General features: G+C 65.1%; 20 protein-coding genes and 1 pseudogene. 12 read left to right on the top strand and 9 right to left on the bottom strand.

Going from position 1 to position 22,938, the window contains the following annotated elements:
- Positions 1-440: 440 nt before the first annotated feature.
- A complete protein-coding gene (locus AB0H56_RS31600; protein WP_357170385.1) occupies positions 441-788 on the bottom strand; it encodes an Lsr2 family protein in 348 nt (115 codons plus the stop codon).
- 329 nt (positions 789-1,117) lie between these two features.
- Between AB0H56_RS31600 and AB0H56_RS31595 the strand changes: the two genes are divergently transcribed.
- A complete protein-coding gene (locus AB0H56_RS31595) occupies positions 1,118-1,387 on the top strand; it encodes a DUF6283 family protein (RefSeq protein ID WP_357170382.1) in 270 nt (89 codons plus the stop codon).
- 40 nt (positions 1,388-1,427) lie between these two features.
- Here the strand turns inward: AB0H56_RS31595 and AB0H56_RS31590 are convergent, their stop codons facing one another.
- Complete coding sequence (locus AB0H56_RS31590) at positions 1,428-1,919, bottom strand: hotdog domain-containing protein (protein ID WP_357170379.1); 492 nt, start codon at positions 1,917-1,919, stop codon at positions 1,428-1,430.
- Positions 1,920-1,991: 72 nt separating this feature from the next.
- On the opposite strand from AB0H56_RS31590, the gene AB0H56_RS31585 reads away from it, so the two are divergent.
- From AB0H56_RS31585 to AB0H56_RS31570, 4 genes are all read left to right on the top strand, one after another.
- Positions 1,992-2,738: a fumarylacetoacetate hydrolase family protein gene (locus AB0H56_RS31585; RefSeq protein ID WP_357170393.1), complete on the top strand. Its 747-nt coding sequence runs from the start codon at positions 1,992-1,994 to the stop codon at positions 2,736-2,738.
- Entirely contained in the window at positions 2,735-3,694 is a 960-nt protein-coding gene (locus AB0H56_RS31580; protein ID WP_357170376.1) for an acetaldehyde dehydrogenase (acetylating), read from the top strand. The genes AB0H56_RS31585 and AB0H56_RS31580 overlap by 4 nt, the downstream gene beginning before the upstream one ends.
- A gap of 2 nt (positions 3,695-3,696) precedes the next feature.
- Complete coding sequence (dmpG, locus tag AB0H56_RS31575; RefSeq protein ID WP_357170390.1) at positions 3,697-4,713, top strand: 4-hydroxy-2-oxovalerate aldolase; 1,017 nt, start codon at positions 3,697-3,699, stop codon at positions 4,711-4,713.
- Positions 4,714-5,921: 1,208 nt separating this feature from the next.
- Entirely contained in the window at positions 5,922-6,845 is a 924-nt protein-coding gene (locus tag AB0H56_RS31570) for an alpha/beta hydrolase (protein WP_357170373.1), read from the top strand.
- A gap of 79 nt (positions 6,846-6,924) precedes the next feature.
- Here AB0H56_RS31570 and AB0H56_RS31565 read toward each other — a convergent pair whose 3' ends face one another.
- The 5 genes from AB0H56_RS31565 to AB0H56_RS31545 all read right to left on the bottom strand — a co-directional run bounded on the left by AB0H56_RS31565 (position 6,925) and on the right by AB0H56_RS31545 (position 13,329).
- Complete coding sequence (locus AB0H56_RS31565; RefSeq protein WP_357170370.1) at positions 6,925-7,878, bottom strand: helix-turn-helix domain-containing protein; 954 nt, start codon at positions 7,876-7,878, stop codon at positions 6,925-6,927.
- Positions 7,879-7,941: 63 nt separating this feature from the next.
- Positions 7,942-9,036 (bottom strand): Zn-dependent alcohol dehydrogenase, encoded by a 1,095-nt coding sequence (locus AB0H56_RS31560; RefSeq protein ID WP_357170367.1) that lies wholly within the window; start codon positions 9,034-9,036, stop codon positions 7,942-7,944.
- Positions 9,033-10,604 (bottom strand): class I adenylate-forming enzyme family protein, encoded by a 1,572-nt coding sequence (locus tag AB0H56_RS31555; protein WP_357170364.1) that lies wholly within the window; start codon positions 10,602-10,604, stop codon positions 9,033-9,035. Before AB0H56_RS31555 ends, AB0H56_RS31560 begins: the two co-directional genes overlap by 4 nt.
- A 54-nt stretch (positions 10,605-10,658) precedes the next feature.
- The gene (locus tag AB0H56_RS31550) at positions 10,659-11,873 is read right to left on the bottom strand and encodes a CaiB/BaiF CoA-transferase family protein (protein ID WP_357170361.1); all 1,215 of its coding nucleotides are present in this window, start codon (positions 11,871-11,873) and stop codon (positions 10,659-10,661) included.
- Positions 11,874-11,877: 4 nt separating this feature from the next.
- Positions 11,878-13,329, bottom strand: coding sequence for an aldehyde dehydrogenase family protein (locus AB0H56_RS31545; protein ID WP_357170359.1), 1,452 nt, complete (start codon positions 13,327-13,329; stop codon positions 11,878-11,880).
- 214 nt (positions 13,330-13,543) lie between these two features.
- On the opposite strand from AB0H56_RS31545, the gene AB0H56_RS31540 reads away from it, so the two are divergent.
- A complete protein-coding gene (locus tag AB0H56_RS31540; protein WP_357170356.1) occupies positions 13,544-14,206 on the top strand; it encodes a helix-turn-helix domain-containing protein in 663 nt (220 codons plus the stop codon).
- Positions 14,207-14,228: 22 nt separating this feature from the next.
- Here AB0H56_RS31540 and AB0H56_RS31535 read toward each other — a convergent pair whose 3' ends face one another.
- Entirely contained in the window at positions 14,229-15,503 is a 1,275-nt protein-coding gene (locus AB0H56_RS31535) for an MFS transporter (RefSeq protein ID WP_357170353.1), read from the bottom strand.
- A gap of 534 nt (positions 15,504-16,037) precedes the next feature.
- Between AB0H56_RS31535 and AB0H56_RS31530 the strand changes: the two genes are divergently transcribed.
- From AB0H56_RS31530 to AB0H56_RS31510, 5 genes are read left to right on the top strand one after another with little or no spacing between them, the layout of a single operon-like run.
- A complete protein-coding gene (locus tag AB0H56_RS31530; protein WP_357170350.1) occupies positions 16,038-16,880 on the top strand; it encodes an N-acyl homoserine lactonase family protein in 843 nt (280 codons plus the stop codon).
- Positions 16,877-17,992 (top strand): NDMA-dependent alcohol dehydrogenase, encoded by a 1,116-nt coding sequence (locus AB0H56_RS31525; RefSeq protein WP_357170347.1) that lies wholly within the window; start codon positions 16,877-16,879, stop codon positions 17,990-17,992. Before AB0H56_RS31530 ends, AB0H56_RS31525 begins: the two co-directional genes overlap by 4 nt.
- Positions 17,993-18,045: 53 nt before the next feature.
- Entirely contained in the window at positions 18,046-18,903 is an 858-nt protein-coding gene (locus AB0H56_RS31520; RefSeq protein ID WP_357170345.1) for a mycofactocin-coupled SDR family oxidoreductase, read from the top strand.
- 37 nt (positions 18,904-18,940) lie between these two features.
- Positions 18,941-19,387, top strand: a complete 447-nt coding sequence (locus AB0H56_RS31515; protein ID WP_357170342.1) for a VOC family protein — start codon at positions 18,941-18,943, stop codon at positions 19,385-19,387.
- Positions 19,384-20,850 carry an aldehyde dehydrogenase family protein gene (locus tag AB0H56_RS31510; RefSeq protein ID WP_357170339.1) on the top strand — a complete coding sequence of 489 codons (1,467 nt, stop codon included), beginning with the start codon at positions 19,384-19,386 and terminating at the stop codon, positions 20,848-20,850. Before AB0H56_RS31515 ends, AB0H56_RS31510 begins: the two co-directional genes overlap by 4 nt.
- 303 nt (positions 20,851-21,153) lie before the next feature.
- Here AB0H56_RS31510 and AB0H56_RS31505 read toward each other — a convergent pair whose 3' ends face one another.
- Positions 21,154-22,266, bottom strand: coding sequence for an IS630 family transposase (locus AB0H56_RS31505; RefSeq protein ID WP_357170388.1), 1,113 nt, complete (start codon positions 22,264-22,266; stop codon positions 21,154-21,156).
- Positions 22,267-22,536: 270 nt separating this feature from the next.
- Between AB0H56_RS31505 and AB0H56_RS31500 the strand changes: the two are divergent.
- Positions 22,537-22,938: pseudogene (locus tag AB0H56_RS31500) on the top strand (helix-turn-helix domain-containing protein); the annotation flags it as partial.

Below are 22,938 nucleotides of genomic sequence, written 5' to 3'. Positions count from 1 at the left end.
GCTGAGAACCTGCCGTATGGTGTGAATGCCAACCAAGTAGCTTGCATCAAGCCTGTGTGCGGCCGATTACCCAATCACGAGCGCCCCGAACTCATTGTGAGTGAGGGGCGTTCGGCGTTTCGTTGTCGGGCGACTCGCTGATCGCTGTGAATATTGCTGATCAAGTCCGAGGACGGAGGCCTGACCACCGATAAGCACTCCTTACCGGCGGCCAGAGGCGTCGGTCTTCAAACAGTCAGCGCGGGTACGTGTCTGGCTGACTCACCTGGGCCGGAGACTCGGGATCGCAGTCCTTGGTGTCTGCACTGGTCGATCCACAATCGACACGAGATTCGCACTGGGCTGGTGCCGGCGAGGGAGCCTGCCACGACAATGGAAGACGAGTTGTAGATGGGCGCCAAGCTATTCGTGCCCGGATCGTCCGGGCACGAATAGGTCGGTCAGGCGACGGCGTTGTTGTAGGCGTCGACGATCTCGGCGGCGATGCGGCCCCGCGCGGAGACCTTGTGGCCGTTTTCGGTGGCCCAGGTACGGATTGCGGTGAGATCGTTGCGGTTTCGTTCCGGCTTGATCGGTGCGGTCATGGTTTGTTTGGTGGATTTGGCTGTGCGACCGACTTTGCGGGCGTGTGGGACCCATTGTTCGATGTGGTCACGGAGCTTGGCCGCGTTGCTGTCGGAGAGGTCGATTTCGTAGAGGGCGCCGTCGATGCCGAAGGTGACCGTTTCGGTGGCGGGTGTGGTGCCGTCGATGTCGTCGACGATTTTGACTACCACTTTGCGGGCCATGTCGCGCGTCCTGTCTGCTCGATGAGAATGGGCAACGCTGCTGCCCAGGCTGTGGGCAACCAGCTCATGACCAACTATTCCACGACCGATCTTCTCCCGTTACTGCGCATCGAGTGATCTGCGCATCCGCCGGCGGGCTCGCTTGGCAGTGATCGACCAGGAAGGCTCGTGCTCTGGGCGCAATGAGCAAGAGGGCAGGCTGGGAAGGTCGTAGAGTGTTGCTGTGGCAGTTGGCGGTATTCCAGTCGGCGATCGGGTGGGGAGGAGATGGGTCCGCCGTCGCCACGGCCGTGTGCGAGTTGTCCGTATTGGCATGATGTCCCGAGTGGGTGTGGGCTTTCGAGGAGTACGAGAAGCTTCGTGACTATGACGGTGATATGGGTTCGCAAGCCCTGCAGCTGTTCCAATGCCACCAAACCGACAGCGAAGCCGTTTCGCGGCGGATGTGTGCGGGTTGGGTGGGGTCTCATGGTGGGCGGGAGTTGCTGGCGCTTCGATTGGCGCTGATCCAGGGCCGGATCAGTGCGGAGACGTTCGCGGCGGCGGAAGAGTTCGAGTCGACCGAGCCGCTGTTTGGTTCGGGGGGCCGAAGCGGCTGACCAGGGTCAGGGGAGATCGACTCTCCCGATGCCCTTCCATCTACGCAGGTGGATGGCTGTCCGGCAACCCCAAGGTAGCCCCGTCTCGTTTCATTGCTGCCTGTGCAAACCTGTCTGTAAATTTCGTATCTGAGTCAGTTCCTTCGTCGTGCCCCGGGGTTAGCGGCAGAGCCGAGAGTGCCTGTGGCACGGGTGCAACAGCGCCGTCGACCGTGGATACTGCGATGGTCCTTCCACGGAAATAGACAGTCCCGTCGAAGTACCCGGTCCAGGAAAAGGCCACGGAAGTCGTGCCGACCTCGACAACCTCGATGTTGACGGATACCTCCTCGCCGTAGAACAACGGGGCGAGGTAGTCGATCTCGACTCGGCGACGCGGGAATGTGGGCTGGAGCCCCAACGATCTGAGCAGGCCTTGCTCGGCCCGCTCAGACCACAGAAGGGCACAGGTTGCATGTGCCGCGCCTCCCATATCCGTATCGGCCAACTCGACCCTGTACGTTCCGGTGTACCGACAATGCCCGTTGGTCATATCGCGGCCTCCACGACGTGATCCTTTCCCTGTAGCCGGGTGCGGACCGATAGCGTGATCGCGGCGGCCACAATGGCAGGGATCGCGAACGCGGCCAACTGCCAGCCGCTTCTCGGGACCACCGACATCGACCGCGCCTACGCGGTCCAGCAGCGGCTGACAGACCAGCGTGTCGCCGCAGGCGCGAGGATCACCGGCCGCAAGATCGGCCTGACTTCCCCCGCGGTGCAGCAACAGCTCGGCGTGAACCAACCGGACTTCGGTGTGTTGTTCGCCGACATGGACGTTTCGGCGCTATCCGAAGTCCCCAGTGGTCGACTACTCCAGCCGAGGGCCGAGGCCGAAGTCGCGTTCCAGCTCGGTGCCGACCTCGTCGAGGGCGACCTTGACGATGCCCAGGTGCGGGCTGCCGTCGCCTGCGCCGCGTCGGCCATCGAGATCGTCGATTCCCGCATCGCAAACTGGGACATCACCATCACCGATACCGTCGCCGACAACGGCTCCTCGGGCTTGTACGTTCTCGGCGATCGATGGCTCACCCTCGACGAATTCGAGCCGCGTGACGTACGGATGCACTTGTTCGCCGACGAGGAATTGGTCTCCGAGGGCACCGGCACCGCCTGTCTGGGTGATCCCCTCTCTGCTCTGGGGTGGCTCGCCCGCACCGCCCGCGACTACGGCCACCCCCTGCGCACCGGACGGATCATCCTCTCCGGAGCGCTCGGGCCCATGGTCCCCACCCCGCCGGGCACCATCATCCGCGCCGAGCTATCCACCCTCGGCCCCGTGACCGCCACCTTCTCCAAGGACGACTCATGACCGACAAGATCAAAGTCGCGATCATTGGATCGGGGAACATCGGTACCGATTTGATGATCAAGATCCTGCGCAACTCCGACCTCCTCGAGATGGGCGCGATGGTCGGCATCGATCCCCTCTCCGACGGCCTCGCCCGCGCCGCCCGGATGCAGGTATCCACTACCGCTGAGGGTGTCGAGGGTCTGATCTCGCTCGATGGATTCGGCGACATCGACATCGTCTTCGACGCCACTTCCGCCAAATCTCACCTCGCCAACGCGGCCGCCCTCGCTCCGTACGGGAAGAAGCTCATCGACCTGACCCCCGCCGCGATCGGACCGTTCGTGGTGCCCCCGGTCAACCTCGCACAACACCTCGACGGCGAGAATGTCAACATGGTTACCTGCGGTGGCCAAGCCACCATCCCTATGGTGGCTGCCATCTCCCGGGTCACCCCCGTCGCCTATGCCGAGATTGTCGCCTCAATCGCATCCAAGTCCGCAGGCCCCGGCACGAGAGCCAATATCGACGAATTCACCGAAACCACCTCGCGAGCCATCGAACAGGTCGGCGGTGCCACCCGCGGCAAGGCCGTGATCATCCTCAACCCAGCCGAACCGCCACTGCTGATGCGCGACACCGTTTTGGCCCTGGTCGGCGACGCCGACCACGACGCCATACGCGACTCCATCACCGACATGGCCGCCCAAGTCGCCGACTATGTCCCCGGCTACCGGCTCAAGCAAGACGTTCAGTTCACGCCGATTCCCGCTGAGGAACCCATGCACACCCTGCTCCCGGCCGGCGCAGGACCGGTCACCACGAAAGTGTCGATCTTCCTCGAGGTCGAAGGCGCAGCTCACTACCTGCCCGCCTACGCAGGCAACCTCGACATCATGACCTCCGCGGCCTTGCAGGCCGCGGAATCCATCGCCCGACGGATCCAGAACACGACTCCCACGGAGGCACACCGGTGAGCATCCCCGAGCTGTATACCCAGGACGTCACCCTGCGCGACGGTATGCACGCGGTCCGCCACCGCATCACCCCGGCCGACGTCGGACGCATCGTCGCCGCCCTGGACGCCGCCGGTGTAGACGCCATCGAGGTCGCTCACGGTGACGGCCTCGCCGGCGGCTCGCTGAACTACGGCCCGGGCTCGCATAGTGACTGGGAATGGCTCGAGGCCGCCGCAGACAACCTCACCCGCGCCACCCTGACCACGCTGCTGTTGCCTGGAATCGGCACCATGGCCGACCTCGACCGTGCCTACGAACTCGGTGTGCGCTCGGTCCGCATCGCGACCCACTGCACCGAAGCCGACGTCTCCGCCCAGCATATCGCCACGGCCCGCGAACTCGGGATGGACGTTTCCGGGTTCTTGATGATGAGCCACATGACCGGGGCTGACGACCTGGCCAAGCAGGCGAAGCTGATGGAAACATATGGGGCGCACTGTGTGTACGTCACCGACTCGGGTGGACGCCTGACCATGAACGGTGTCCGTGACCGTGTCCGGGCCTACCGGCAGATCCTCGACCCCGACACTCAGATCGGCATCCACGCCCACGAAAACCTGTCGCTGTCGGTGGCCAACAGCGTCGTCGCCGTCGAAGAGGGCGTCACCCGCGTCGATGCTTCGCTTGCGGGACATGGCGCCGGGGCGGGCAATTGCCCTATCGAAGCCTTCATCGCCGTTGCCAACCTCCAAGGCTGGCAACACAACTGTGATCTATTCGCCCTCCAAGATTCCGCCGATGACCTCGTCCGCCCCTTGCAGGACCGGCCCGTGCGCGTCGACCGCGAAACCCTCACCCTCGGCTACGCTGGCGTCTACTCCAGCTTCCTGCGCCACGCCGAAACCGCCTCCCAGCGGTACGGCATCGACGTCCGAACCATCCTGCTCGAAGTCGGCAAACGCGGACTCGTCGGCGGCCAGGAAGACATGATCACCGACATTGCACTCGACATCAGCACCCGGGACCTGAGCGGCTGATGATCGGTAGGCAAGCGCAGCACACAACAATTGGAACAAGAGGTTTCGGCTGCGCAGTGTCAGCAAGACCGCTCGGTCTGGCGCAATACCTCGCGGTCCATGATCTCCGCGACTGTGGCATCGAGACGACGAAGGTGGCACCTCAACGCTGGTGACCCGGGAGCTGGTGCGCTGGAGCGATCCCGAAGGGCTGGTACGCGCATCAAGTCGGAAGTTCGTCTGCGCACGTTCGACCCCAGCCTGCCTCGCCGTTGTCGCAGGTTCGAGTCCCGGGCAGGACCCACAAAACATGGGCAACCAGAAAACGCCTGGTCATCGCGGATTTCTATTCGATCTGACGCCTCCCCGTCTTCGACATCACCGCCGATGCCATGGTGGGCCCGGGCAAACAGCGCGTTGCCACCGTTATGAACCCGTACCTGTCAAGTCTGCTCCCGCACATCACGAGCATGACGCCTCATGGCCGGTCCTGTGTGCCCCGAACATTTGCTCTGGTCATATCAGCTTCTACGCGCTCGGTAAGGACGGCGCACTGACGCCGCTGCCGGATGTCGCGTTCGTACCGGACAAGCCGGGAACCTTCGCGGAGGCATCGGTGATGTCTCTCAGCCGCAAGGTGTCGTGGGCGTTGGGTACCGACCCGCTGCGGGGGGGGCGAGGAAATCCTTCGCCGTTTCAGCATCGGCCTCGACGGTGTGCTCGACCTGGATGAATCGGTCGCCGTCTATACCGGCACCTATGTCGCGGACGGCCGCACCCTGTCGGTGGCGCCTGGCCGCTGACTCTGATCGAAAGTTCTGGGAATCGCTCCAGCACCTGCTGGAGCGACTCTTCTGTTTCAAGGCTAACCCACGGCAACACACGGCGATGCGACTGAGTTCACCGATCGAACGACTGCCCCCGCTGACTGACCCCGGAGTCGCCTACACCGCCCTGGTCTTTCAGGTCGCTTGAATCCCCTGCGCAATCGCATTTACGCTGCCGCAGGTCACAGTGCTCCGTGGTATCGCACGGGTCGAGCGCGAGGGTGGTACCGGTTCGCGATCAGAGCCACGCACGCACCATTTCTGTGCCGTTGATCAACGGGTGGTGCCTAGCGTTGCCAGGGTCGAGTTTGTCCCTGGCTATCTTTCGGCGCTGACGCAACGATCGATAGCGCGGGTGTTGAGTGCGCAGCGCCGGTACCGACGAGACGAGGAGTGTTCGATATGGAATCAGTGCGTTTCAAGAACAAGGACATCGATGTGGCCGCTGATGTGCGGTTCCCGCCGGGGTTCGATCCGTCGAAGAAGTATCCGGCGATCGTGTGTGGTCATCCGATCAGCAGTTGTAAGGAACAGACCGCGGGCAGTATCTACGGCGAACGTCTCGCCGAGATGGGCTATGTGACCTTGGCCTTCGACGCGTCGTATCAAGGGGAGAGCGGTGGTGAGCCCCGCTACCTGGAGGACCCGGCGTCTCGGGTCGAAGATTTCCGATGTGCGGTGGACTATCTTGTCACCCTCGATTATGTCGACGAGGAGCGAATCGGTGCGCTCGGTGTCTGTGGTGGTGGTGCCTACGCCGCGAATGCCACCATGACCGAGCACCGGATCAAGGCGCTGGGCACTGTGGTGGCGGCGAACTACGGTCGGATCATGCGCGAGGGTGATCTGTCGCCGAACGCCGCAGTTGCGACGCTGGAGGCGATCGGTAAGCAGCGCACGGCCGAAGCGCGTGGGGGAGACCCGGTCGTTACCACTTACATCCCGCCGTCGGTCGAAGCGCTCGAGCAGGCCGGGATCACCGAGATCGATACCGTCAACGCAGTCGAGTACTACAGGACGCCGCGTGGGCAGAATCCGAACTCGCCGAACAAGTTGCGGTTCTCCGGTCTGTCGGCGGCTCTGGGTTTCGATGCCTTCCATCTGGCCGAGGTGTTGTTGACTCAGCCGTTGCAGATCATCGTTGGTGATGTGCCCGGCGGGTTCGGTTCCTACCGCGACGGCTTCGAGCTCTATGACCGTGCTCGCTCTGAGAAGAAGAATCTCTTCGTGGTGCCGGGCGCGAGCCATTACGACCTGTACGACAAGAAGGAATATGTCGACCAGGCGCTGGAGAAGTTGGAGAGCTTCTACGCGGAGAATCTGTAGACGAGGACCCGTCGCTGGGCTGCCCCGGGTCGCAGCTGTGACTGTGTCCCGGGGCCATCAGGTCGATCGGCGAGTTCGGTCACTTGCTGCGATCGCCGGTGTCTGGACCAGTTGATTCTTCGGAGCTGCGATGGCGGCTCTGGGTAGCCAGCAGCCGAAGTGCTGCGGCGGAGGACGAGCCGGGTTGAGCTGAGAGGACTACCAGTCGCTGACCTGGATAGGCGGCGGAGGTCAGCACATCCCAGTCGAGTGTGAGTTCGCCGACAACGGGATGTGCGAATGTCTTGGTTCCGTCATCGAGCGAAGCGACCGCGTGGGACTTCCACATGCGCCGAAATTCAGGTGAGTTCGTAGTGAGCTCGTCTACCAGCTGTAACAGTCGTCGGCTGTCGGGGTAGGTCGCGAAATCCATGCGCAGGTAGGAGACCGCTGCCCTGGCAAGAGCATTCCATTCTGGAAACAACCGACGCATCGCGCGGTCGGTGAGCATGAGGTGCACATAGTTTCGATGGTCGGTAGAGAGCTGGTCGAAGTCGGTGATCAGTGCGGCCGCAAGCTGATTCCAGACCAGGATATCGGCGAAGGGCCCCAAGACGATCGCGGGGGTGTCGGCAAACTGGTCAAGGAGTCGTTGCCACCGCGGATTGATACGGACAAGACGACCTGGATCAGCGTCGCACCGATACTTTCCCGCCAGTTCGAACATGTAGACGCGCTGGTAGTCGTCGAGCCGAAAGACCTGTGCGAGCGTAGCCAAGACCGGTACCGAGGCGAGTCGGCGCCCTTGTTCGACCCGGGTGTAATAGTCGGTACTTATCGAAGCCATCTGAGCGACTTCTTCTCGGCGCAGTCCAGGCACACGTCGTACCGTCGGATGCTCGGGCAGTTCTACCATTTGCGGCGTCAGCTCGGCGCGGCGAGCCTTGAGGAAGGCGCCGAGCTCGTTCAATCGCGGAATGGTTGCCCGGGCAAGGGCCTCGGCCGGGCGGCTGGAGCCCTGAGGTTGGTTCAGTGCGGATCCCGGTGCGGGCATTGGGGATACTCCTTCCTCGGGTTGTCGGCTTCGCTGAGCGGACGCCGATAGCCCGCCGCATGGTCAGGAGAGGACGACCGCGCGGGCGCCGTTCTCGCCGGCGCAGTAGTCGACGGCCTTGCCGATGTCGCCGAATTCGAAGGTCTCGGTGACGAGCTGGTCGAGCAGCAGCGCCCCGCGCTGGTAGAGCTCGACCAGCTGCGGGATATCGCGTTCGACGTAGGCCGAGCCATAGAGGCAGCCCTTGACCGTCTTTCCGGACATGACCACATTGTTGAAGACTTCGTCGACACCGACACCGGGACCCGCGCCGACGAGGACGGCGGTGCCACCACGCCGCGCCATCGCGACGGCCTGGTTGACGGTCTCCTGGCGACCGGCCACTTCGATGACGACATCGGCGCCCCGGCGGCCGGTGAGTTGCTGGACCTTCTTGACCACATCGGGGCCCGCGGTCAGGGTGTGTGTCGCGCCGAGTTCGGTGGCCAGCGCGAGTCGGTCGGCGTGGACATCGATGGCGATGATGGTGGTCGCACCCGCGATGCGCGCGCCTTGCACGGCGTTGAGACCCACACCGCCGCAACCGATCACTGCGACAGCATCACCCACCCGGACACCACCGGTCTTGACTGCGGCACCGAATCCGGTGAGCACTCCGCAGCCGAGTAGGGCGGCGGAGGCGATCGGGACCTGGTCGGAGATGCGGATAGCCGCTCCGGCGGGCACGACGCTGCGTTGGGAGAAGGTGCCGAGTCCGCAGAACTGGCGCACCGGGGAGCCGTCGAGGCTCATTCGAGTGCTGCCGTCGGGCAGGGTGTGGGCGCCGAGCATGGTGCGTGGGCGTCCGCACAGATGCTGTTCGGCGCGCTGGCAGTAGTAGCAGGTCCCGCAGGAGGCGAGCCAGGACAGGACGACATGGTCACCGACACCGAGACCGTCGACGCCATCGCCGACCTCGGTGACGACCCCGGCGCCTTCGTGACCCAGCACCAAAGGCAGTGGTGCGGGGAGCTTTCCGGAGAAGACGCCCACATCGGAGTGACACACACCGGTCGCTCGGACGTCGACGACGACCTCTCCGGGTCCGGGTGCGGCGATGTCTATCTCGGCGAGCCGCAGTGGCGTGCCGGCCTGTTCGAACAATGCTGCTCGTGTCATGTGTTCGTCTCCGGTGTCGTGGTCTGCCCGTAGGTGGTGCGCAGAACGTTTTTGAGGACCTTGCCGTTGGCGTTGCGTGGCAGTTCGCCGACGACGTGGAAGTATTTGGGCACTTTGTATTTGGCGAGCCGCTCGGCCAGCCAGGTACGCAGCGCGTCGATGTCGACGGTGGCGCCCTCGGTGGCGACGATCAGCGCGGCGCCGACTTCGACATAGCGCTGATCCGCTACACCGATCACGGCGGCGTCGGCGACATCGACGTGACCGGTCAGCGTCATTTCGATCTCGGCGGGGTAGACGTTCTCGCCGCCACTGCGGTACATGTCCTTGGCCCGCCCGGCGATGGTCAGGAAACCCTCGGCGTCGACGCTGCCGAGGTCGCCGGAGTGGCACCAGCCGTCGACGAAGGTGGCGCGATCGGCCTCGGGGCGGTTCCAGTAGCCGATGCTCACCCCGCCGCTGCGTACACAGATCTCCCCGACTTCATCGACATCGGTGCGCGAGCCGTCGGGTCGGATCACCTTGATCTCGGTCATGGCCTGGGGTGTGCCGATGCTGCTTTCGTGGCCACGGGCCACGTCGAATTCCAGGCTGGTGCTGACCGCGCCGCCCTCGGTGAGGCTGTAGGACTGCACCAGTTCGACGCCGGGCAGGCGTTCCTCGAGCGCGTCGTAGACCCAGGGCATCACGATGTCGCCGCCGGTGACGATGCGCCGCAACGTCTGCGGCACCCGGTCGATGATGTCGTCGTTGCGCAGAAGGTCGAACAGCATGAACGGGTAGAGCAGCACATCGGTCGCGGCGTGCCGGTCGGCGACCTCGAGGAAGTTCTCGAGGGCGAAGTTGCCCGACGGGAAGGTGATCGCCGTGCCGTGGGTGAGCAGGGCGGGCAGCAGCAGGACCTCGAAGCCGCCCGCGTGGAACAGCGGTCCGCTGGTCTGGCAGACGGTGTCGCTGTCGATGCGCCAGCGTTGGGCCTGGATCGATCCGATCCACAGGGCGTTGCCGTGGGAGAACAACGCGCCCTTGGGGCGTCCGGTGGTTCCCGACGAATACATCAGCGATACCGGGTCTTCGGCACTGACGACCGGGAAGCCCGCGGCATCGGAAGCCTCGGCGGCGAACTCCGACAGCAGAACAGCTCCGTCGAGGACACCGGATTCGCCGCGTACGACATAGGTGGTGACCGCGATGTCGTCGCGGATCGTGGCCAGGGTGGCACCGAATTCGGCGTCGAAGATGAGGACGCCGGGATCGGAATCGGTCAGTGCGAACTGCAATTCCGGTGCGGTGAGCCGCCAGTTGAGGCGCACCGCGATGGCGCCTACCCGGCCGATGGCCAGGTAGAGGGCGATGTAGTCGGTGCAGTTGCGCAGCAGCACACCGACTCGGTCACCTTTGCGAACTCCTGCCTGTTGCAGGGCCCGCGCGAAACGGAGCTCGGCGGCGCGCAGTTCGAGCCAGCTCAGGGCAGGTTCGCCGCCGAGTGCGACAGCGGGCCGGCTCGGATCGACGGCGGGCATCTGCGAAGCGATCGCATCGGTGATGTAGTTCAGGCTCATCCCCATGGGATGCTCCGGTGAGTGAGGCGGCAATGACTCATTCGTGGTGTTCCTTGTCTGCTAGAGGACCGCTCCGGCGGCGCGGAGGGCATCGATCTCGGGTGGGTCGAAGCCCCAGTCGATGAGTGCGCGAGTGGTATTCGTTCCCGCCGGGACCGAGGGTCCCTGCACAGCACCGGGGGTGCGGCTGAAGCGCGGCGCGGGGGCGGGCTGGAGGACGCCGTCGACCGGGATGAAACTGTTTCGCGCCAACGCGTGGTCGTGGCGTAGTGCTTCGTCCAGGTCGAGTACCGGGGTCACGCAGGCGTCGGTGCCCGCGAACGCCGACTCCCAGTCGGCTCGCGTCCGGGTGCCGAACACCGCCGAGAGCCGGGAGCGTAGCTGCGGCCACCGGGCGCGATCCCATTGGGACTCGGCGAGTTCGGGTTCGAGCCCGAGAATGTCGAGTAGCGCGGCGAAGAACACGGGCTCGATCGCGCCCACCGCCATCCAGCCGCCATCGGCGGTTTCGTAGACGCTGTAGAACGGCGCACCGCCGTCGAGCATGTTCGTCCCGCGTTCGAGACCGTGCATGCCCGCCTGCCGCTGGCCGTAGAAGACGCTGCCGAGCAGGGCGATGCCGTCGACCATCGCGGCGTCTACCACTTGCCCACGTCCGCTGCCTCGTGCTTCCCACAGGGCCGAGAGCAGGCCCATCGCGAGCATGAGGCCGCCACCGGCGTAGTCGCCGAGCAGATTCAGCGGGATCGCGGGTGCACCGCCCGCCGGTCCCATCGCGGCGAGCAGCCCGGACAACGACAGGTAGTTCAGATCGTGCCCGGCCGTCTGACTCAGTGGTCCGTCCTGACCCCAGCCCGTCGCCCGGCCGTAAACCAGGCGCGGATTGCGGGCGAAGCACGCATCTGGTCCGACGCCGAGGCGTTCGGTGACACCGGGTCGGTTGCCTTCGAGGAGCGCGTCGGCCTGCTCGACCAGACGCAGCACGGTTTCCACCCCGTCGGGGTGTTTGAGATCGATGGCCACCGAGCGACGCCCGCGGTCGTTGACGAACGCGGGCTGGCGACCATTGCTCGCACCCAGATCGGTGCGCAGTGAGCCCACAGCGCTGGGCCGGTCGATACGCAGGACCTCGGCGCCGAGGTCGCTGAGCAGCATTCCGCACCATGGTCCCGGTCCGAGCCCGGCCAACTCGATGATCTTGAGCCCGGTCAACGGCCCCATCGTCTGCCCTTCGGTCGAGGTATCGGCAGCGGCCGTCGCGGCACGTCGTTCCATGGCTTCACGCCGCCCCGACGAGAATCTGCTTGAGTTCGGTGAACCCGAGGATCCCCTCCGGGCCCGATTCGCGGCCCCACCCTGACGCCCCGACGCCGCCGAACGGGGCGCTCATCGCGGGGCCGAAGGAATTGACCGCCACAGCGCCCGAACGAATCCGGCTCGCCACCTCGATACCGAGGGTGGTGTCGGCGGTGAACACCGCCCCGGACAGACCGAAGGCGGTGGCATTGGCCAGGCGTACGGCATCATCGAGGTCGCGGTAGACCTGCACCGCGGTGACCGGTCCGAACACTTCGCGCTGGACCAGGTCGGAGTCCTCGGACACATGGGTGAACAAAGTCGGCTCGTGGAACCACCCGGCGTCCAGGTGCGTAGGTCGTTTGCCGCCGGTGACCAATTGCGCGCCGTCGGCTGCGGCCTTGGCGACGAAGTCCTCGGTGCGTCGCAGTGCGGCTTCGTTGATGAGCGGACCGACATGGGTCTTCGGGTCGAGTGGGTCACCGACCCTCAATCGCTCCCATCCTGCCCGCAGCTGCTCGACCACTTCATCGTGGCGGTGCTCGGAGACCAGGATTCGGGACAGCAGCGCACACACCTGGCCCGCGCCATTGGTGGCACCGGGGACGAGCGCGCGCAGGGTCCGGTCCAAGGGCGCGTCATCGAGGATCAGTGCGGGGGATTTGCCGCCGAGCTCGAGCTGGGTCCGGGCATAGCGGCCGTGTGTCGCGGCGAGCACGTCCTGGGCGGCGGTGTGCCCGCCGGTGAGCGACACCATGTCGACCCGCGGATCGCGGGTCAATGCCTTGCCCACCTCGACCGGACCGCACACGATATTCACCACGCCCGCGGGGAACCCCGCGCGCAATGCGCAGTCGGCGACAACCGCCATCGTCAGGTGCGATTCGGGCGCGGCCTTGATCACCACGGGACACCCCGCGAGCAGGGCGGGAACGACCTTGGATGCGATCGTGACGACGGGCCCGTTGTAGGGCAGGATCGCTACCACCACACCGACGGGTTCGCGGCGCAACAGGATGTCACCGAGCTCGGACCGGTCACGTCGTTCGCGGAGTACGGCTTCGGCGCCGTCGAGCGCCGAGCGCCACGCCGCGGTGGTGCCGAAGCGGTGCAGTGCCCGGCCGTGGCGCAACGGCATCCCAGCCTCGACTGCCCACACCACATCCGATTCGGCCGAACGTGCATCGACGAGCTCGAACCAGCGGGCCGTCGCCGCGATTCGTTCGGCGAGTGGGGTCCGAGCCCACATCTGACGTGCGGAATCCGCTGCGTCGACCGCTGCGATCGCGTCCGCCACCGACGGCTGGCGGACTTCGGTGACCAGCTGTTCCGTCGACGGCGCGGTGACCGTGTAGCTCTCACCCGTGGCAGGTCGGAACGCGCCGCCGATCAGTACTTCGTCGGTATGGGCGACGTCCACTCCGGAGATATCCACGGCTCCACCTTCTGCGCTGACGATGGCCGGGGTCCGAACCGATACAGTCCATTCTTCGCACGACCAGAAATTCTACTGATGGCTAGATTATATATACTATTGGCGCTTGGCAAGGGGTCGTCGCACGCCGGTCGGTTCCGAGGGTTCGTTAGACTCGCGCAGAGTCGGGACTGTCGCGAGCCCTCCGGGCACCGGTTCGACAGGGAGGTCGATGATGAACGCGCCGCAGGCAGGCACTGACGCAGGCCGCGTCGGCGCGCCCGCAGCCGGGGAACCCGGCACCCGTGCCGAGCGCAAGCGTGCTGGTCGGGTCCGGCTGATCGAACACACGGCGGCCCGGCTGTTCGCCGAATACGGTTACGAGGCAACCAACTTCGAAGCCATCGGCGCGGCACTCGACATGCGCGGATCGAGCCTCTACTACTACTTCCCGTCCAAGGAAGAGCTCTTTCTTCGCTGCATGGAGCACGCGGCCGCCGAGGTGTTCCCGCGTCTGCGGGTGATCGCCGAAGCCGAGGGGGCACCCCTGCACCGGCTGCGGCGGATGTTTCGTGAGGAAGCCGTGATCACGCTGCGCGAATACCCCGAGTTCATTCCGCTGTTCCTCAAGGTCCAGGTGCCGATCGAGGCGCTCGAGCGGCGACGCGACGAGTTGCGGCGCGAGCAGACCTCGATCTTTCGTGGCGTGGTCGACGAACTCGTCACCACACCGCAGGCCATCCCGGCCGATCGCCTGCACGTCACGCTGAATCTGGCACTGGGCGGGCTGTCCCTCATCGGCGAATGGTTCAATCCCGGCAGTGATCTCGGAGTCGAGGACTTCGCGGACCAAGTCTCGCACACCCTGATCAGGATGTTCCTCGCCGATCCCGACTAGGGGATCGGCGAGGTGGGCGGGCCTACGAATCCGTCACGGACTCGCGAGGCGCCGACGTCGGCGATGATTCGAGGGCGAGCGAGCGGCTGACCCGCATCAATGTCATCGCGGTGATCGCCGCGATCAGCAGCGGAATGATGACGGCGAGGTACATCGTGCGCGGCGTCAGCACGGCCAACGCGTAGCCGGCGATGATCGGCGACAGAATCGCACCGGCCCGGCCGACCCCCATCATGGCGCCGTATCCCTTGGCGCGAGCCAGCACCGGGTAGACCGCCGTGGATGTCGCGGTGTAGCCGGTCAGGGCCGCGTAGATCGCCGCGCCGAGCACGGCGGCCATGGTCAGTGCGACGGGTCCGCGCAGCGTCACCGCGAACACCGCGATCGCCACGGCCGCCACCACCGCGGTCACGGCCGCTATCCGCGCGCCGGCGAACTTCAATCCGACCGCACCGAAGGCGGTTCCGCCGATGACCGCGCCCAATCCGATCATGATCCCGGCCAGTGCGCCACTGCCGGCATCGCCGCTGGCGTTCTTGATCAGCTGCGGAGTCCAGGTGCCGACGAAGTAGTAGGCGGCGGTCAGCATGGAATAGCCGCCGGCCAGCAGAATCGTCCGCGCCCGCAACGTCTGTCCCAGCAGCGGTGGAGTGTCGGCGGTGACCACCGGCTGCCCGTCGGTGCTTCGGGAGAGGAAGTCGTCGGACTCCCGAAGAAAGGCAGCGGTGACCGCCAGCGACAGTGCGCCGAACGCGGCGCCGATCCAGAACATTCCCTGCCACGCGCCACCGACCCAGGTGATGAGTCCCGCTCCGGCGAAACCGGCCAGCATCGTGCCGATCGGATATCCGATCATCACGATGCCGAGAGCGATGCTGCGCCGGTTCGCGGGCGCGCTCTCCTGGCCGAGCACGACGATCACCACGCTGATCGTGCCGATGGCGATGCCGGTAACGAAGCGAGTGAGCAGCAAGGTCTCGAAGTTGAACGACAGGGCCGAGGTCGCGAGCCCGATCGTGTTGACCGCCAGGCCGATCAGTAGTATGCGCCGGCGACCGTAGACATCGGCGTAGCGGGCCAGTCCGATCGCGCCGACCGCCATGCCCGCCAGCGCGGCGCTGACCAGGTACCCCTTCTGCGCGTTCGATGCGAATCCCTCCGGTAGGTGTGGCATCGCGAAGCCCATCACCAGGACGTCGTAGCCGTCGAGCATGTTCAGGAACGCGCAGAACAGAACGACTGCCAGCTGGGTGGGTCGCATACCGATCGCGGTCGCCCAATTCTTCGGTGAACTCATCGGATCTCTCTCTCTCGCTCGGTGAGAAGGGTCGCGCGCTCCCCGCCACGCCATGAGAGCGAGTCGGTGCGGGCCTCGGGTGCGGGAAGTGGGCGTTCGGAACGGGAGGCCGGGGGCCGCGGGGACTCGACCCGGGAGCTACTCCCACGAGCAGGGTACGAGATCGTGCACGAAATTTAATGCTCTTTGCCTGAATGGCTTCACGGTGCGATCCGCTGACTCCGGCAGGGGAGTCGACTTGTGCCCGTCGCGGCGGTTCGCTGGTCGTTCTGGGCGCTGAGATGGTTCTCCAACGGGTATCTCAGCAGGTAGAGCCAAAATCTAGTCAACTGTTGAATCTCGACGAGGTTGCAGATACTATTCGACGGCAGCCTGTGACCCAGGGCGCAAGGTAGTGGCGAACGGCAGCGCGCGCCGGTGCCCGACGTCATGGATCGTCAGCCTTCGGGTGAACAAAACAAAATATTTAATGCTGAATATGATCTCCGCTAATCATTTTCAGCACCTCTACGCCGGCAAGACATTGGAGTCCTCATGGCAGCAACAAAGACCGTCCGTCACGTGTGGGCGCTGGATGCCCCGACCCTGACCGTCGACTGCGGCATCTTGATGCTCGGTTCGGGCGGTGTGCAGGAGACCATCCCGGCGCCGACATTCCTCATCGAGCACGACGAGGGCCTGCTGGTGTTCGACGCCGGGCTGGCCACCATCGGTGCCGGTGATCCGGCGGCCGCATACGGCGAGATGGCCGCGGCGTTTCAGATCGATTTTCCGGAGGCCTACCGGCTCGACCGGCAGATCGAGGCCATCGGCTACACCACCCGCGACGTCCGTCGGGTCGTGCTGTCGCACATGCACTTCGACCACACCGGTGGACTCGACCTGTTCCCGCACGCGCAGGGTTTCATCGGTGCGGGCGAACTGCGTTACGCCAAGACGCCGTCGAACCTCGACGCTGCCTTCTTCCGCGAGGACGACATCACCGCAGCGCAGAAGATCGCCTGGAACGAGGTGCCCGCCGGATACGACCACGACCTGTTCGGCGACGGCAGCATCACCCTGCTGTCGCTGCACGGGCACACCCCCGGCACCCTCGGCCTGAAACTGCGCCTGCCCGACGAGAGCACGCTCGTCCTCACCAGCGATGCCGCGCACAAGTGGGACAACGTCGACCTGACCATCGGCATGCCGTTCGACGTCGACCGGCCCAACAAGAACAGCTCGCTGCAGAAGATCAAGCTGCTGTCCACCCAGCCCGGCACCACGGTCTGGATCAGCCACGACGCATCGGACTGGGCCGAGCTGCGGGCCGGTGGCTCGGAGATCACCAGCGCCGCGACGCTGCGACCGCGCGCGAACGACGCGGTTCCCGCATGAAGACACTCGCCGCAGTCATCGACGAGGGCAGCACTGAACTCGAGTTGCGCGAATTGGAGGTCGACGAACCCGGATTCGGTGAGGTCCAAGTCAAGTTCGTCGCCTCGGGGCTCTGCCATTCCGACTACCACTTCATCGACGGCATTCTCGGCGGGCGCACCCCGATCGTGCTCGGCCACGAAGGGGCGGGCATCGTCGAATCCGTCGGACCGGGCGTGACCCGACTGCAACCGGGCGACCACGTGGTCGGCAGCTTCGTACCCACCTGCGGCGCCTGCCGGTACTGCGCGACGGGCCGGTCCAGCCTGTGCGACATGGCCGCCGACACGATGAACGGCACCTTCCCCGACGGCCGCTTCCGCTACCACGACTCCCAGGGCCGCGACTACGGCAGCCTGTGCATGCTGGGCACGTTCTCCGAACGAGCCACGGTCATGGAGCGGTCGATGATCAAGATTGATCCATGGATCCCGCTCGAGGTCGCCGTCCTGGTCGGCTGCGGAGTGCCGACCGGCTGGGGCACGGCCACCGAGGCGGGCGCAGTGCACTTCGGTGACACGGTGGTGGTGTATGGCATCGGCGGCATCGGTATCAACGCCATCCAGGGTGCGGCGTTCGCCGGAGCGAAATTCGTCGTCGCCGTCGACCCTGTGGAGTTCAAGCGCGACACCGCGCTGAAACTTGGTGCCACGCATGCTTTCTCGACTGCGGAAGAGGCAGCGGCTCGCGTCCACGAGCTGACCTGGGGACAGGGCGCCGACCAGGCCCTGGTTACCGTCGGCGTCGTCGACGAGAAAGTGGTCAGCGACGCCTTCGACATCGTCGGCAAGGGTGGCACCGTGGTGGTGACCGGTTTGGGAGCCCCCGAAGACCGCACCGTCCACGTCTCCGGCGCGGTGATGACCAAGTGGGAGAAGACGATCAAGGGTTCCATGTTCGGCACCCTCAACCCTCACCACGACATCATCAAGCTGCTGCGCCTCTACGACAGCGGACATCTGAAGCTCGACGGATTGGCGACCCGTTACTACCGGCTGGACCAGATCAACGAAGGCTACGCCGACATGAAGGCCGGAAAGATCATTCGCGGCGTCATCCTGCACGGCACCTAGTCCGCGGCCTCTCTCGAGTAGACCGCAAGCTCTCTCTTCGAAGGATATTCACCATGGGACTTCTCGACGGCAAAGTCGCGCTCATCACCGGAGCGGCACGCGGGCAAGGTCGCGCCCACGCCGTGACCTGCGCGCGCGAGGGCGCCGACGTGATCGTTGTCGATCTCGCCGACCAGCTCTCTACCGTGCCCTACCCGATGGGTACCGCCGACGAACTCGCCGAGACCGTGAATCTGGTCGAGAAGCAGGGCCGCCGAGCCCTCGCCGTCGAAGCCGACGTCCGGGACCAGGCGGCACTCGACCAGGCGGTCTCGCTGGGCCTCGCCGAATTCGGCAAGATCGATATCCTCATCGCCAACGCGGGCATCTGGACTCGAAAGCCGTTCTGGGAGCTGTCCGATGACGACTGGGAACAGATGATCGGAGTCAACCTCAGCGGAGTCTGGCGCACCGCGAAAGCTCTGACACCACACATGATCGGACGCAATACCGGATCGATCGTCATCATTGCCTCAGCCAACGGTCTCGAACCCGGTCTGAACTACGCCCACTACGTCTCGGCCAAACACGGCGTGATCGGACTGATGAAAAACATCGCCCTCGAACTCGCCCCTTACGGTATCCGTTGCAACGCCATTTGCCCCGGCGCGATCGACACCCCGATGATCGACAACCAGTCGGCTTACGACCTGTTCGCCGGTGAGCCCGGTGGTACCCGAGGACATCTCGACGAAGGCGCCTACCACTTCAACGCGCTCAAAGCGACATCCGTGCTGGACCCCCAGGTCGTCGCCGACACCGCGCTGTACCTCAACTCCGAACTGGCTTCGGTGGTCACCGGCGCCGTGATCCCGGTCGACGCGGGGCACGGCCTGCTCACCGGCTTCAACCACGCTCCCGTCAAGAGCTGAACGGCTACCCAAACTCTCGACCATCAACGGAGAAATCATGATCAATGGTCAGTTCACCCATTTCAAACTGATCGTCCGCGATCTGGAACGCTCACTCGCGTTCTACGCACTGTTCGGCCAGAAGGTCAGCGCTGTCCTCGATTTCATCGACCCAGCGGCTACGGAGGTGATGCTCGAGAACTCCGCCGGCGAACGCACCCTGGTCCTGCTGCACGGTGAGGTTTTGCCCCCACCTGCGCCGATACCCGGCTACGCACCCCTGGTGTACGCCGTCGACGACGTGCACGCCGCGGCGAGCCAGCTCGAGTCCGCAGGCTACGAGCTGAAAGTCGAGCCGACCGAGTTCGGTCCGGTCACCGTGGCCATGGTCGCTGACCCCGACGGCTACCTGGTCGAGCTGGTCGCCGGTGATGCTGATGCGGTACAGAGCCCGCCGCCGGGCACGAAGATCCCCCACCCGATGCCCCAGATCCACCACGCATGAGCAAGGGAGTCGGCATCGAGTCGGCTGGCGCGGGCAAGCTGCTCATCGACGGTGCGTGGGTTCCCGCCGCCGCGGGCGCTACCTTCGAGGTCATCGATCCGGGCACTGAACAGGTGATCGGTCGGGTAGCCGACGCGGCGGCCGATGTCGATGACGCCGTGCAAGCCGCACGTCGGGCATTCGATGACGAGCGCTGGCTGCGGCTCTCCGGTGCTCAGCGCGGCGTGATTCTGTGGCGGATAGCCGATCTGATGACCGAGCGAGTGGACCAACTCGCACACCTCGAAAGCCGCGATGTCGGGATGCCGGTGTCGCAAGCAAAGCTGATGGTCGCCGAGGCGGCGAACCAGTTCCGCTACTACGCGGGTTGGGCCGACAAGATCCACGGCACTACGACCGATATCGGTCCGTCCGAGCGTCGCCTGCACGGCTCCACCTATAAGGAACCAGTCGGCGTCGTGGCGATGATCGTGCCCTGGAACGCACCACTGATCGCGATGTCGATGAAGCTGGCGCCCGCGCTGGCGGCCGGTTGTACCTGTGTGCTCAAGCCATCAGAAGAAGCACCCATGTCCGCCCTCGCGCTGGGCACGATCCTGATCGACGCCGGCATACCGGCCGGGGTGGTGAACATCGTGACGGGCTTCGCGGCAACGGGCGCAGCGCTGGCCGAACACCGAGGTGTCGACAAAATCAGCTTCACCGGATCGACCACAGTCGGTCGCAAAGTTGTCGTCGCGGCCACCGCCAACCTCAAGAAGGTCTCACTCGAACTCGGCGGCAAGTCGCCGGTGATCGTCGCGCCCGACGCCGACATCGCCTCCGCAGCAGCAGGTATCGCGCTGGGAGCTTTCTGGAACTCGGGACAAATCTGTACCTCGGGCACCAGGCTCCTCGCGCATGCCTCGATCTATGCGGACCTGATCGAAGGGATCGCCGCGCACGCTGTGGCCATGAAAGTCGGCTACGGCAGTGATCCCGATACGGTGCTCGGGCCCCTGGTATCGCGCCGCCACCTCGACCGCGTCGCCGGATTCGTTGACCGGGGCGTCGCTGACGGTGCACGGGTCGTCATCGGTGGAAAGCGGATGGGGGGGCGAGGCTTCTACTATCCGCCAACACTGCTCGCCGAAGCCACACCTTCCATGGAGATCGTCCGCGACGAAATCTTCGGGCCGGTGCTGGCCGCGATGCCCTACGCCGACATCGATACCGCGATCGACCTGGCCAACGACACCGAGTACGGGCTCGCGGGCAGCGTCTGGACCCGTGACATCGCGCTCGCCCACAGCGTCGCTCGTCGACTCCGCGCCGGGCGCATCGGTGTCAACATCCACCGCGGCGGCGGGGTGCAGATGCCCATCGGAGGTTACAAACAGTCCGGCTGGGGACGAGAAAACGGACCGAATGCGATCGAGGAATATCTCGAATCCAAGTCGGTGGTCACCCTGCTCGACCGGTGACCATGACCGACGACCAGCGGTGTAATTGCTGCATGCACGTGTGCGATGTGGCTGAGAACTGGTGCACAGGCAGGAGGTCGGGGCGCTGATCCGGGAGGGCGCCAAGCCAGCGGGCCTGAACCCCTGAGCTGTCGATATTTTCAGCGGCGAGCCGAACCACCGCAACCATCGGGCAGGCACTGTGCTCCAACGGTTGGTCTGAGGATCGCGGCGTCGGCGCTGACAGTATCGAGTTCGGCCGCCCGAGCTCGGCCTGGCCGAGCGGACAGATTCAGCGGACCCGGCACCGGAGCTAGTGCCGTGTCAGGCAACGTTGGTTAGGTAATCCGGCCTCCGGATCTTCGAGCCCACCGCGAAGCCTCGGATCGGCCGGGCATGCTGGTTCCGCCAGCGGACGTAGGTGCCGATAGCGTCGTCTTGCTCGTCGTGGCTGCGGTGATCGGTGCCGTTCAACACGAAGTACCGCAGCGCGGCGAATTCGCATTCGATGCGGTTCAGCCACGACGAATAGGTCGGCAGGAACACCAACTCGACGGCATTGGCAGCGCACCATGAACGGACTTCGGCCCGCTTGTGGACCGAGTAGTTGTCGCAGGTCAAATACAGTTTCTGACCCGGCCACCTGGCCCGCAACGACTTCAGGAAGGCGAGGAACTCGGTCCACCGTTTCCGGTCCCGGATCCGGTAATACAACTGGCCGGTCCGCAGGTCAAGAGCGCCGAACATGTGGCGCACGCCTTGGGTCCGGTTATAGGTGGCCCGGAGCCGGCGTGCTCGGCCGACGGTGAACCAGCCGCGACCAGCCCTGGGTTGCAGATTGAACGGCCCGAACTCGTCGACGCACACCACGCGCCCGTCGGCGGGCGGATGGTCGTAGAGATCGAGCACCCGCGCCATCTTGGCCCGAAAATCGGGGTCGTTGCTGGCCTTCCACGTTTTCGTGGCCTGCCACGACACCTCACCGGCCTTCAAGATCTGCCGGACGGTTTCACGGCTGAGGTCGGCAATCTTGTTGCCCCGCAGTACTTCCACCAGTTTCGACAGACTCCACGTCGAGAACGGCCAGCCGAGGTCACGGGGGCAGCACTGGGCGATCTGACAGATCCGATCACGTGTCGCTTGATCGGTCTTCGCCGGTCTGCCCCCGCTCCATTTTGGGTCCAGAGCGTCCAGGCCCTTCTCGTTGAAATCGTGGATTACTTGCCGCACATATGATTCCGACACTTGCATCAGCTTCGCGATCATCCCGACCGGCTGATGCTGCGCCGACGCCATCACCACCACCGCCCGCCGCATCCGCACCGGCACCTTGCTGCGCCGCGCGATCTGGGCCAGCTTGCGGCCTTCCTCGGGCGTCACCGCCCTGACGAACGCATCCGGCTTCCGAGCCACCAGCACCACCTCCACCGGCAGCATCACCGGTCGGCAGCCGATGATTAACCCGCCACCCCGGGTAGCGGATTACAGCATCAACCTTTCATCACGGGGCACTAGCGTCCTCTCTCGAGCTCGCACTGGCGGGGGCGGGCCCATGCTTAGCGAGAAGCTATGCGCTCCCGGTCGAGCGTCGCAGGTGTAGTGTTGACCAGGGCAACCTCTGATCGCAGGTTCGTGGCCCCAGTGTCTGGTTGCAGGACATAGGAAACACATGTCTCGGGTCATAGGAAACACCGGGCAAGGTCACCGACCATGTCGAAGGCCCGCCTGGTCATCACCGCCGTCGTCGTCGAAGGCCGCAGCCAAGCCGACGTCGCCCGCGCCTACGGCGTCTCACCGAGCTGGGTCAGCACACTGGTCACCCGCTACCGAACCGAAGGCGACACCGCCCTCGAACCCCGCTCCAGACGCCCCCACACCAGCCCCAACGCCACCGGACCACAGGTCGTGGACCTGATCGTGAGCCTGCGCCACGACCTGACCGGACAAGGCATGGACGCGGGCCCTCACACCATCGCCTGGCACCTACGCCACCACCACAACGTCACCGTGTCCCCGGCCACGATCTCCCGCCACCTGACCCGCAACGGCCTGATACGACCCGAGCCGCGGAAAAGACCGAAATCCTCCTACATCCGATTCCAGGCCGAA

Origin of the sequence: Nocardia sp. NPDC050717 (assembly GCF_040654275.1) — a bacterium.
Lineage (GTDB): Bacteria > Actinomycetota > Actinomycetes > Mycobacteriales > Mycobacteriaceae > Nocardia.
Note: the sequence above shows the minus strand (reverse complement) of the source record. Positions and strands in the feature narration are given on the sequence as shown.

Coding starts and splice junctions, on each gene's coding strand:
- AB0H56_RS31600 (WP_357170385.1), bottom strand. CDS start 788: ATGGCCCGCAAAGTGGTAGTCAAAATCGTCGACGACATCGACGGCACC.
- AB0H56_RS31590 (WP_357170379.1), bottom strand. CDS start 1,919: ATGACCAACGGGCATTGTCGGTACACCGGAACGTACAGGGTCGAGTTG.
- AB0H56_RS31585 (WP_357170393.1), top strand. CDS start 1,992: ATGGCAGGGATCGCGAACGCGGCCAACTGCCAGCCGCTTCTCGGGACC.
- AB0H56_RS31580 (WP_357170376.1), top strand. CDS start 2,735: ATGACCGACAAGATCAAAGTCGCGATCATTGGATCGGGGAACATCGGT.
- AB0H56_RS31570 (WP_357170373.1), top strand. CDS start 5,922: ATGGAATCAGTGCGTTTCAAGAACAAGGACATCGATGTGGCCGCTGAT.
- AB0H56_RS31565 (WP_357170370.1), bottom strand. CDS start 7,878: ATGCCCGCACCGGGATCCGCACTGAACCAACCTCAGGGCTCCAGCCGC.
- AB0H56_RS31560 (WP_357170367.1), bottom strand. CDS start 9,036: ATGACACGAGCAGCATTGTTCGAACAGGCCGGCACGCCACTGCGGCTC.
- AB0H56_RS31555 (WP_357170364.1), bottom strand. CDS start 10,604: ATGGGGATGAGCCTGAACTACATCACCGATGCGATCGCTTCGCAGATG.
- AB0H56_RS31550 (WP_357170361.1), bottom strand. CDS start 11,873: ATGGAACGACGTGCCGCGACGGCCGCTGCCGATACCTCGACCGAAGGG.
- AB0H56_RS31540 (WP_357170356.1), top strand. CDS start 13,544: ATGAACGCGCCGCAGGCAGGCACTGACGCAGGCCGCGTCGGCGCGCCC.
- AB0H56_RS31535 (WP_357170353.1), bottom strand. CDS start 15,503: ATGAGTTCACCGAAGAATTGGGCGACCGCGATCGGTATGCGACCCACC.
- AB0H56_RS31530 (WP_357170350.1), top strand. CDS start 16,038: ATGGCAGCAACAAAGACCGTCCGTCACGTGTGGGCGCTGGATGCCCCG.
- AB0H56_RS31525 (WP_357170347.1), top strand. CDS start 16,877: ATGAAGACACTCGCCGCAGTCATCGACGAGGGCAGCACTGAACTCGAG.
- AB0H56_RS31520 (WP_357170345.1), top strand. CDS start 18,046: ATGGGACTTCTCGACGGCAAAGTCGCGCTCATCACCGGAGCGGCACGC.
- AB0H56_RS31515 (WP_357170342.1), top strand. CDS start 18,941: ATGATCAATGGTCAGTTCACCCATTTCAAACTGATCGTCCGCGATCTG.
- AB0H56_RS31510 (WP_357170339.1), top strand. CDS start 19,384: ATGAGCAAGGGAGTCGGCATCGAGTCGGCTGGCGCGGGCAAGCTGCTC.
- AB0H56_RS31505 (WP_357170388.1), bottom strand. CDS start 22,266: ATGCTGCCGGTGGAGGTGGTGCTGGTGGCTCGGAAGCCGGATGCGTTC.